The sequence below is a fragment of the Cupriavidus campinensis genome (assembly GCF_905397395.1).
GTDB classification, from domain to species: domain Bacteria; phylum Pseudomonadota; class Gammaproteobacteria; order Burkholderiales; family Burkholderiaceae; genus Cupriavidus; species Cupriavidus campinensis.
Map to the genome: position 1 here is coordinate 1 of NZ_CAJPVH010000101.1, position 9760 is coordinate 9760.

At 67.5% G+C, this 9760-nt stretch carries 10 protein-coding genes; 7 read left to right on the forward strand and 3 right to left on the reverse strand.

The genetic code is table 11. From position 1 onward, the window contains the following. Nucleotides 1-319 precede the first annotated feature (319 nt). Complete coding sequence (locus tag KHO18_RS27335) at nucleotides 320-1096, reverse strand: enoyl-CoA hydratase (protein WP_092299000.1); 777 nt, start codon at nucleotides 1094-1096, stop codon at nucleotides 320-322. A 249-nt stretch (nucleotides 1097-1345) separates the two neighbouring features. On the opposite strand from KHO18_RS27335, the gene KHO18_RS27340 reads away from it, so the two are divergent. The 4 genes from KHO18_RS27340 to KHO18_RS27355 are packed head-to-tail and all read left to right on the forward strand — an operon-like array spanning nucleotide 1346 to nucleotide 5561. Then, nucleotides 1346-1906 (forward strand): lipid-binding SYLF domain-containing protein, encoded by a 561-nt coding sequence (locus tag KHO18_RS27340; RefSeq protein WP_144200545.1) that lies wholly within the window; start codon nucleotides 1346-1348, stop codon nucleotides 1904-1906. A gap of 22 nt (nucleotides 1907-1928) precedes the next feature. Beyond that, entirely contained in the window at nucleotides 1929-3239 is a 1311-nt protein-coding gene (locus KHO18_RS27345; protein ID WP_377732194.1) for an LssY C-terminal domain-containing protein, read from the forward strand. Beyond that, nucleotides 3236-4498, forward strand: a complete 1263-nt coding sequence (locus KHO18_RS27350; RefSeq protein WP_244845137.1) for an LssY C-terminal domain-containing protein — start codon at nucleotides 3236-3238, stop codon at nucleotides 4496-4498. The genes KHO18_RS27345 and KHO18_RS27350 overlap by 4 nt, the downstream gene beginning before the upstream one ends. Beyond that, nucleotides 4485-5561 (forward strand): hypothetical protein, encoded by a 1077-nt coding sequence (locus KHO18_RS27355; protein WP_211944241.1) that lies wholly within the window; start codon nucleotides 4485-4487, stop codon nucleotides 5559-5561. The genes KHO18_RS27350 and KHO18_RS27355 overlap by 14 nt, the downstream gene beginning before the upstream one ends. A gap of 18 nt (nucleotides 5562-5579) precedes the next feature. Here KHO18_RS27355 and KHO18_RS27360 read toward each other — a convergent pair whose 3' ends face one another. After that, nucleotides 5580-5804, reverse strand: coding sequence for a hypothetical protein (locus KHO18_RS27360; RefSeq protein WP_144200579.1), 225 nt, complete (start codon nucleotides 5802-5804; stop codon nucleotides 5580-5582). 308 nt (nucleotides 5805-6112) lie between these two features. On the opposite strand from KHO18_RS27360, the gene paaG reads away from it, so the two are divergent. From paaG to paaK, 3 genes are read left to right on the forward strand one after another with little or no spacing between them, the layout of a single operon-like run. Beyond that, nucleotides 6113-6937: a 2-(1,2-epoxy-1,2-dihydrophenyl)acetyl-CoA isomerase PaaG gene (gene paaG, locus KHO18_RS27365; RefSeq protein ID WP_211944242.1), complete on the forward strand. Its 825-nt coding sequence runs from the start codon at nucleotides 6113-6115 to the stop codon at nucleotides 6935-6937. 52 nt (nucleotides 6938-6989) lie between these two features. Next, nucleotides 6990-7424, forward strand: coding sequence for a hydroxyphenylacetyl-CoA thioesterase PaaI (paaI, locus tag KHO18_RS27370; RefSeq protein ID WP_144200538.1), 435 nt, complete (start codon nucleotides 6990-6992; stop codon nucleotides 7422-7424). Further along, nucleotides 7421-8725, forward strand: coding sequence for a phenylacetate--CoA ligase PaaK (gene paaK, locus KHO18_RS27375; RefSeq protein ID WP_144200536.1), 1305 nt, complete (start codon nucleotides 7421-7423; stop codon nucleotides 8723-8725). Before paaI ends, paaK begins: the two co-directional genes overlap by 4 nt. Before the next feature lie 22 nt (nucleotides 8726-8747). Here paaK and mltA read toward each other — a convergent pair. Next, on the reverse strand, nucleotides 8748-9760 hold a 1013-nt coding region (gene mltA / locus KHO18_RS27380; RefSeq protein ID WP_211944243.1), incomplete at its 5' end, for a murein transglycosylase A.

A 9760-nucleotide genomic window follows, 5' to 3' on the forward strand; every position in this document is an offset into this window, starting at 1 on the left:
TATGAAGAACTATCTACGTTTCGTCAACAGGTCAGCGAAGTTTTTTTCGCTGCAGTCAGCGCTGCAAAACTGCTCAGCCCGACCACCCATCAACCCCGCAACCCTTGTCGCCGCTGCGTTTGCAGCGCGGTTTGTGTTGCGAGGGGACGAATAGTAGGCCCGTTTCCAAGGCTTTGCAACACGCTTGTCATGCCACCGTGCGTGACAAGCGTGCATTATCCAGACAAATCCTTGATCGATAAGGAAATTCCACCCCGTAGAATATTTTCGCGGCAGGATAATACCCCTCGACTGTCCTCGGGTATTCCCTAGTCGGGCCTCAGCGATGCTTGAAATCAGGTGCGCGTTTCTCCACAAACGCGGCCATGCCTTCCTTTTGATCTGCCGTGGCAAAGGTGGCGTGGAACAGCCGACGCTCGAAGTGGACCCCCTCGTTGAGAGTTGTCTCATAGGCGGCGTTCACGGATTCCTTGATCATCATGACCACGGGCAGCGAATAGCTCGCAATGGCGTCCGCCGCAGCAAAGGCCTCCTCGAGCAGCTTGTCGGCGGGTACCACGCGCGACACCAGCCCGGCACGTTCCGCTTCCGCCGCGTCCATCATGCGGGCGGTCAGGCACAGGTCCATCGCCTTGGCCTTGGAGACCGCGCGCGGCAGGCGCTGGGTACCGCCGGCACCGGGCATGGTGCCGAGCTTGACCTCGGGCTGGCCGAACTTCGCGCTGTCCGCCGCGAGGATGATGTCGCACATCATCGCCAGCTCGCAGCCGCCACCCAGTGCGTAACCGGCCACCGCGGCAATCACGGGCTTGCGGATGCGCCGGATGGTTTCCCAATTCCGTGTGATGTAGTCGCCCTTGTAGACGTCGATGAACGAATACTTCGCCATCATGCCGATATCGGCGCCCGCCGCGAACGCGCGCTCGCTGCCAGTAATGACGATGCAGCCGATCGCCTCGTCCTGGTCGAAGGCGGTCAGCGCGGCGCCAAGTTCGTCCATCAGCGCGTCGTTCAGCGCGTTGAGCGCCTTGGGACGGTTCAGCGTGACCAGGCCAACGCGCCCGCGCGTTTCCACCAGGATATTCTCGTACGACATGTCTGCTCCTCTCTAATAAATGGAATGGGTCTGCTGCCAGCGCACGATACTGGCGCGCCGGCGGCGTGGCGGTCAAGCGGGAAGACCGGCGCGGCGCTTGCGCGCCGCCATAGCGTCGCCTAATCTAAAACCCACGATTTTGCGGTAACACTTACAAAAAGCGCCGCACCTCCTATTGCGCCGAGCGGCATCCCAGATGCTTTGCCAGCATCCGCATTCGACCCCATCGAAGCGGAGAAGGGAGCCATCATGAATCGTCGCACGGCAACATTCTCGTTAATTCCCCTGATCGCCTTCCCCGGCCTCGCCTTTGGCGCGAACAAGGCGGAAGAGCAGGCCGAGGTACGCAAGGCCGCCCAGGATGCCTTGAATGCGCTCTACAAGGCGCAGCCATCGGCACGCAAACAAGTGGAGTCTGCCGCCGGCTACGCCGCCTTCAGCAACTTCGGCATGAAGATCCTGCTGGCAGGGAGCGGCAAGGGCGAAGGCGTCGCCGTCAACAACAAGACCAAGGCCATGGTCTATATGAAGATGGTCGAGCTGCAGGCCGGGCTGGGCTTCGGCGTCAAGAAATTCCAGATGGTCTGGGTTTTCGAGAACGACAAGGCGCTGAACGAATTCATCAACTCCGGCTGGACGCTCGGCGGCCAGGCCACCGCCGCAGCGAAAACCGGTGACAGCGGCAGCGCCTTCCAGGGCGCGGTGGCCGTCGCGCCGGGTGTCTGGGTCTACCAGATCACGGATACCGGGCTGGCGGTGGAGCTGACCGCCAAGGGCACCAAGTATTACAAGGACGAAGACCTGAACTGAGTCGGCCTGCGCGTGCGCCGCCATGTCGCCCGGGCATTCGCGGGCCGGACTGGCCGCCTGGGTGGCGGCGGCCGTCGGCATGACCGTGCTCGCGGCCGGTTGCGCGAGCCCGGCGCCCGATCCCGATCCCGGCGTCGGCTATCAGGGCCGCATGCGGTCACGTTCGGATGGCGGCGTCAACGTGTCGGTCTCGGTCCTCTCCGCGACGGAAAGCGAATCGCTCTACGGCGTACCACTGGCGAAGCGGGGCATGCAGCCCGTATGGGTGGAGATCGGCAATGAGACAGATCGCCCGATCTGGCTCATGTACGTAGGACTGGACCCCAGCTTCTTCCCCAGCTCCGAAGCCGCCGATATCTTTGCCGCCGATGCTTCCCGCGAAGCGCGGCGCGAATCCGCCGAGCGGTTCGGCCGACTGTCCTTCCGCAACCCGGTACTCCCCGGCCAAACCCGTTCGGGCATGGTGCTGACCCACCTCGAGGAAGGCGTCAAGCTGATCCAGCTGGACCTGGTGGCCAAGGACCACGCCCACGCCTTCTCGATCTTTACCGTCGTGCCGGGCTTTCGCGGCGATTACCAGACGAGCGCCGTGTTCCGGCGCGACGTCTATCCGCCCGACCAGATCCGCGACTACGACGATGACGACGCCTTCCGCGCGGCGCTGGAGGCCCTGCCCTGCTGCGCCACCAACGAGGGCGGTCGCAAGCACGCCGATCCGCTCAACCTGGTGATCGTGGGCGGGCTGGACGACGCCTTTCCGGCCCTCGTGCGCCGCGGCTGGCGGCCGACGGAAACCAAATGGTCGGGCGCCATCATGCGAGTTGTCTCATCGGCGCTCTCAGGCGAGCGCTACCTCAACGCGCCCGTGAGCGATCTCTACCTGTTCGGCCGCCCGCAGGACCTCGCGCTGCAAAAGGCGCGCGACACCATCCACCAGCGCAACCACCTGCGGCTCTGGCTCAGCCCCCTGCGCTATCGCGGCAAGCCGGTCTGGGTCGGCCAGATCAGCCGCGACATCGGCAGCCGCCTGACCATCCACTCGCCCACGCTGACCACGCACAAGATCGACCCCGATGTCGATGAAGCCCGCACCGCGCTGGCCGAGGACATGGCCTATTCGCAAAGCCTGGTGATGATCGGCTACGCCTCGGGCGTTGGCGCCGCCCCGCCCGAGCAGCCGCGCCAGAACCTGACCACGGACCCCTACTACACCGATGGCGACCGTCTGGTGATGGTGTTCGACCGCCGCCCCGTGTCGCTGGACAGCATCCAGTTCTTCCGCTGGCAGGCGACGGACGCCCCGCGCCAGACCACCCCGGGGATCGGCCGATGACCCCGCCGAAGCGCTGGCTGCCCGCCCTTTCAGCCCTTTCCTCTCTTTCCGCCTTCCTGGCGCGTTCGTCGATGACGTTCATCGCCTGCCTGCTGGCCGGCTGCTCCACCTGGCAGCCGCCGACCGGCGATGCCGTGACCGCGCTGCGCACCCGCGCGGAGACCACGTCCAAACAGGGCGTCACCCTGCGCGCCGCCGTGCTGAGCCGGGCCGACTCCGACCGGATGTTTGGCATCGACATCCAGGGCACCGGGGTCCAGCCCGTGTGGATCGAGGTGGAGAACGCCTCCGCGCGGTCGATGATCCTGCTGCGCACCGGCACCGATCCGGACTACTTCTCGCCGCTCGAAGTGGCGTGGTCCGTACACAGCTGGTTCGACCGCAAGACCAACGCTCGCATGGACGAGTGGTTCAACCGGCAGGGCTTCCACAATCCGATCCCGGCCGGCGCCACCCGCTCGGGCGTGGTGTTCACCAATCCGTCGCGCGGCACCAAGCTGCTCAACGTCGACCTGCTCGGCGATCAAACCCTGATCGCCTTCACGCTGTTCCTGAGCGTGCCGGACGATGCCACCCACCCGGACTTCTCGCGCAAGCTGTTCGCCTATCCGCCCGCCGCCGTGACCGACCATGCCGACCTCGGCAGCCTGCGCGCCGCGCTGGAGCGCCTGCCCTGCTGTGCGACGGACGCCGCCGGGCAAGGCGTGGGAGAGCCGCTGAACGGCATCGTTGTCGGCGAGGTGGCGGATTTCAGCGCGGCCATGATCCGCCGCAACTACCGGCGTAACCAGCAGGACTTCGACAACGCCCAGCGCGTGTTCGGCCGGATTCCGGACGCGGTGCTGCGCAAGCAGGCACAGGCCGGGGCGCCGGCCACGTGGATCCGCGTCTGGCTGGCGCCCATCAGCTATCAGGGACGGCCGGTGTACCTGCTGCAGGTTGGCCGCCCGGTGGGCGGGCGCTTCGCGGCGGCCAATGGAACCCAAGGGGCCGCGCTGCTGCACGGGGATGTCGATGAGGCGCGCAACCTGATGGTCCAGGACTGCATGTATTCGGAGGGACTGGAGAAGCTGGCGTTCGTCCGGGGCCCCACGCCGGTGCCGCTGGCACAGGAGCAGGCCACCTTCAGCGGCGCCCACTACCATACCGACGGGCGGCGGGCGGTGATGTTCTTCGTCCTCCGCCCGCTAAGCCTGTCGGACATCGACATCCTGGACTGGGAGCCAATCGTCGAAGGGGATGCCCATGCGCGCGAGTAGCCTGGCCTGGATGCTGGCGTTGGCCTTCTTGGCGGGATGCGCCGCGAAGCCGCTGGTGCCCTACTCCACCGAGACCCCGCCGCTGGTCCTGCTGCCGGCCGCTGCCGCCGGCGTGGGCGATGGGCGGGCGCGCTTCCGCGAGATCTTCTGCGCGATCCTCCAGACCCGCCAGCAGACCGTGCCCGACTACCGCCCCTGCGAGGAAGCCCTGACGCGCGTGGGCACGGAGCCGCCCGGCACCGGCAAGCCGGCGGACCTCGGCCCCGCGCACCGGCCACTGGTGGCGATGGTCGTGCCCGGCATCGGCTTTAATTGCTTCGCGCCGTGGCTGAGTCCGCCCGATGCGGTGGGCAGGCACCTGCGCCAGTTTGGCTATGACGGCGGGATGCTGTCGGTCGATGCGCTGTCCAGCTCCACCCATAACGCACGGCAGATCCGCGATGCGGTCATGGCCACGCCGCTCGACCCCGCCGGGCCGCGACTCGTACTGATCGGCTATTCGAAGGGCGCGCCAGACATCCTCGAGGCGCTGGTCAACTACCCGGAGATCCTTGGCCGCGTGGCGGCGGTGGTCAGCGCAGCGGGCGCGGTGGGCGGCTCGCCGCTCGCCAACGATGCCGAGCAATATCAGGCGGACCTGCTCCAGCACTTCCCCGGCTCCACCTGCCAGCCCGGCGACGGCGGCGGCGTGACGAGCCTGCGGCCCGCCGTCCGCAAGGCATGGCTGGCGGCGCACCCGCTGCCGGCAGGGCCGCGCTATTACTCGCTGGTCACATTTCCGGAGCCGGGGCGCATTTCGTCGATCCTGACGTCGAGCCATGACAAGCTGGCGCAGATCGACCCCCGCAACGACAGCCAGATGCTGTTCTACGATCAGGTGATTCCGGGCAGCACGCTACTGGCCTACGTCAATGCGGATCATTGGGCACTCGCAGTGCCGATCGCGCGCACGCGCACCACCGTGGCCGCACTGTTCGTCACGCAGAACGCCTACCCGCGCGAGGCGCTGTCCGAGGCGCTGCTGCGCTATATCGACGAGGAACTAGCGAAACCGGCGCGCTAGGTGCAGACCTCCGCGCCATCAATACTTGATGTCACGCGCGGTCTCCCGGCCCTGCTGCTTGGTCTGGCGCTTGTCCTGCCGGCACTGCGGATTGCTCTTCTGGTCGTTGGCGCGGCAGTCCTGCTTCGTCTCCCGCGATCCCTGACGGGTGTCCTGCCGCACGTCGCGCCCTTCGCGGCGTTGCTGCGCCTGTTCGGTGGCGAAGACCGTGGCGGGCACCACGGGTAACACCAGGGCCGCCATCAGGACGGCCAGCCGTGGATTCCATTTGCGCATACGGGCCTCGCAGAGGTGATGAAAGCGCTAGCTCACGCGCTAACCGTAGTCGAAGGGCAAGAATTGTCAAATCTGCGAGGGGGATAGCCGTCGGCCCAATCCGGACGGCTGCGCGTAACCCCATCTTGCGCCCGATCCGCAGGCCTACTATTATTTGCCGACCGACTGGTCGGTTTATTTAATTGCGCGCGTTGGCTGTCTACAATGGCCGGGCGCGCATCGTGGCGTCAGATCCACTCACCGACCCGGAGAACAATATGGCGCAGGAGACAACCATGCCCCCATCCTCATCGTCGGCCGCGGCCCGGGCGACGCTCGACGCCGGCCCGATCCTGCTGCGCTGGCAGGGCGACGTGGCCGTGGTCACGCTGAACCGCCCCGACAAGCTCAACAGCTTCACCCACCAGATGCACGAGGCGCTGGTCGCCGCGCTCGACCACGTGGAAGCCGGCGGCGCCCGCGCCCTGCTGCTGACCGGTGCCGGGCGCGGTTTCTGCGCGGGCCAGGATCTTGCCGATCTCGATTTCACGCCCGGCCACAGCACCGACCTCGGCGAGCTGATCGATACCTGGTTCAACCCGCTCATCCGCCGCCTCCAGGCGCTCCCGCTGCCCGTGGTGGCGGCCGTCAATGGCACGGCAGCCGGCGCTGGCGCCAACCTCGCGCTGGCCTGCGACATGGTGCTGGCCGCCCGCTCCGCCTGCTTCATCCAGGCCTTCGTGAAGATCGGGCTCGTACCGGACTCCGGCGGCACCTGGCTGCTGCCCAAGCGGCTCGGCATGGGCCGCGCGATGGGGCTGGCGATGACCGGCGACCGCCTCAGCGCTGACGAAGCCGAGAAATGGGGCCTGGTCTGGGAAGTCATGGACGACCCCCTGCTGGCCGAACAGGCGATGGCGCTGTCCACCCACCTCGCCGCCCAGCCCACCCGCGCGCTGGCGGCGATCAAGCGGGCGATGTATGCCAGCGCCACGAACACGCTCGACACCCAGCTCGACCTCGAACGCGACCTCCAGCGCGATCTCGGCCAGTCGCACGATTACACGGAAGGCGTGAACGCGTTCCTGGAGAAGCGCGCCCCGCACTTCACTGGCCGATAGCCCGCTGCCCAAAATCGCCCCCTATATATATAGACAGCCCGAGGAGACCCGCTTGCCCCAAGACCCCCAGGCCCTGGCCGAAGCGGCCGCCGCCGCCATGTATGAGGCCGATGCGTGCAGCCGCTGGCTCGGCATCGTCGTGGAAGCCGTGCGCCCCGGCTACGCCCGGCTCTCGATGCCGGTGCGGCCCGAATTCCTCAACGGCCACGGCATCTGCCATGGCGGGCTGATGTTCACGCTCGCCGATTCCAGCTTCGCGTTCGCCTGCAACAGCCACAACATCAACACCGTGGCCGCCGGCTGTTCGATCGAGTTCCTGCGCCCGGTGCACGGCGGCGACGTGCTGACGGCCGAGGCCCAGGAGCAGGTCCTGTCCGGCCGCCACGGCGTCTACGACATCCGCGTGACCAACCAGGCCGGCGAGCCGGTGGCGATGTTCCGGGGCAAGTCCGCCCAGATCAAGGGCCACGTGGTGGAGCCAACATGAGCACGCGCCTTACCGACCTGCCGCTGGAGCCCATCGAGACCGCCAGCCGGCAAGACCTCCAGGCCCTGCAGCTCGATCGCCTGAAATGGTCCCTGCGCCATGCCTACGACCATTCGCCGGTCTATCGCCGCAAGTTCGACGCCGCCGGCGTGCATCCGGATCAGATCCAGTCGCTGGCAGATCTGGCGCGCTTTCCGTTCACCACCAAGCAGGACCTGCGCGATCACTACCCGTTCGGCATGTTCGCCGTGCCGCAGGACCAGATCGCGCGCATCCACGCGTCCTCCGGCACCACGGGCAAGCCCACGGTGGTCGGCTACACGCTGCGCGACATCGACACCTGGGCCACGGTCATGGCGCGCTCGATCCGCGCCTCGGGTGCGCGGCGCGGGGACAAGGTGCACGTCAGCTACGGCTACGGCCTGTTCACGGGCGGGCTGGGCGCGCACTACGGGGTGGAAAAGGCCGGGCTGACGGCGATCCCGTTCGGCGGCGGCCAGACCGAGCGCCAGGTGCAGCTGATCCAGGACTTCAAGCCCGAGATCATCATGGTCACGCCCAGCTACATGCTGGCGATTGCCGATGAATTCGAGCGGCAGGGCATCGACCCGGCCAGCACGTCGCTGCGCATCGGCATCTTCGGCGCCGAGCCGTGGACGCCCGAGATGCGCCTGGCCATCGAACGCCGCATGGGCATCTCGGCGGTCGATATCTACGGATTGTCCGAGGTGATGGGCCCCGGCGTGGCCAACGAATGCGCCGAGACCAAGGACGGCCCGACGATCTGGGAAGACCACTTCTACCCCGAGATCATCGACCCGGAAACCGGCGAAGTGCTACCCGATGGCGAGTTCGGCGAACTGGTCTTCACCTCGCTGACCAAGGAAGCGATGCCGGTGGTCCGCTACCGCACGCGCGACCTCACCCGGCTGCTGCCGGGCACGGCGCGGGCCGCGTTCCGCCGGATGGAGAAGATCACCGGCCGCACCGACGACATGATGATCGTGCGCGGCGTGAACGTGTTTCCGTCGCAGATCGAGGAATTGATCCTGAAGCACGCCGAACTGGCGCCACACTACCAGTGCGTGCTCGGCAAGGAAGGGCCGATGGATACGCTGACGGTGCGTGTGGAGTGCGCCCACGGCGCCGAGCCGGAGGGGGCGCAGCAGGCCCGCTCGGGGCTGGTCCACGACATCAAGGCGTATATCGGGGTGACGGCCGCCATCGAGATCCTGCCCGAAGGCGGCGTGGAGCGGTCGGTGGGCAAGGCGCGGCGCATCGTGGATCAGCGGCCGCGCTAGCCCCGAAGTTGAGGGCTGCCGCTTAGCTGCGCGGCATCAGCACCCACATCCGGCCGCCCTGCTTCATGCGGCCGGCCGTCTCGCCGGCGGCGTCGCCGGCGCCCCAGAAGAAGTCGGCCCGCACGCCACCCTTGATGGCCGAGCCGGTGTCCTGCGCGAACATCAGGCGCTGGATCGGTTCGGTCGAGAGCGGCCGCGTGGTCGAGAGGAACACCGGCACGCCCAGCGGAATCGTGGCCGGATCGACGGCAATCGACCGCTCGGCGGTCAGCGGCACGCCCAGCGCGCCGACCGGTCCGTCGTTGTTCGGCGGCAGTTCACGGAAGAAGACGTAGCGCGGATTCACGTTGAGCATCTCCTCCACGCGGGCCGGATTGGCGCGCGCCCACGCCTTGATGCCCTGCATGGTGGCCTGCGCGGACGTGATCTCGCCCCGGTCGAGCAGCCATTTGCCGAAGGACCGGAACGGCTGGTCATTGGTGCCGCCGAAGCCGACGCGCATCACCGAGCCATCGGGCAGCCGGATGCGGCCCGAGCCCTGAATCTGGAGGAAGGCGGCTTCCACGGCGTCATCCACCCAGACCACTTCGTTGCCGCGCAGCGCCGGGTTGCGCAGCAGCTCGGCCCGGGCCGGCAGCGCACCCTTGCCCAGTTGCGGCGGGCGGCGGTACAGCGGAATCTGGAAGGCACCCTGGCGCGTGCGCGATCCGTGCAGGATCGGCTCGTAATAGCCGGTGATCAGGCCGCTATCGGTGCCATCGCCATTGATCACGCGGAATGGCTGGAAATGGGTCTCGAAGTACTCGCGCATGGCGACGAGGTCGCCGGCATCCACCATCAGGCCGACCGCGCAGACGCGGTTCCAGTCGGCACGCTTCTTCAGGGCCTGGCAGCTGGCCTGCAGCGCGGGCCAGGCGGCGCGCACGTCGTCCTGGCTCCAGCCGCCGATCTCGGCCCAGCTGGACGGCTGCAGCCGTCCGGCGTTGGCGGAAGCCGGCGGCGCCGGGGTGCCGGGCGTGCCGCCCGGGCCTTCCA

Excerpts from the sequence above, each read along its gene's own strand:
- paaG (WP_211944242.1), top strand. The coding sequence starts at position 6,113 with ATGCCCCCATCCTCATCGTCGGCCGCGGCCCGGGCGACGCTCGACGCC.
- KHO18_RS27335 (WP_092299000.1), bottom strand. The coding sequence starts at position 1,096 with ATGTCGTACGAGAATATCCTGGTGGAAACGCGCGGGCGCGTTGGCCTG.
- KHO18_RS27350 (WP_244845137.1), top strand. The coding sequence starts at position 3,236 with ATGACCCCGCCGAAGCGCTGGCTGCCCGCCCTTTCAGCCCTTTCCTCT.
- KHO18_RS27360 (WP_144200579.1), bottom strand. The coding sequence starts at position 5,804 with ATGGCGGCCCTGGTGTTACCCGTGGTGCCCGCCACGGTCTTCGCCACC.
- KHO18_RS27340 (WP_144200545.1), top strand. The coding sequence starts at position 1,346 with ATGAATCGTCGCACGGCAACATTCTCGTTAATTCCCCTGATCGCCTTC.
- KHO18_RS27345 (WP_377732194.1), top strand. The coding sequence starts at position 1,929 with ATGTCGCCCGGGCATTCGCGGGCCGGACTGGCCGCCTGGGTGGCGGCG.
- paaK (WP_144200536.1), top strand. The coding sequence starts at position 7,421 with ATGAGCACGCGCCTTACCGACCTGCCGCTGGAGCCCATCGAGACCGCC.
- KHO18_RS27355 (WP_211944241.1), top strand. The coding sequence starts at position 4,485 with ATGCGCGCGAGTAGCCTGGCCTGGATGCTGGCGTTGGCCTTCTTGGCG.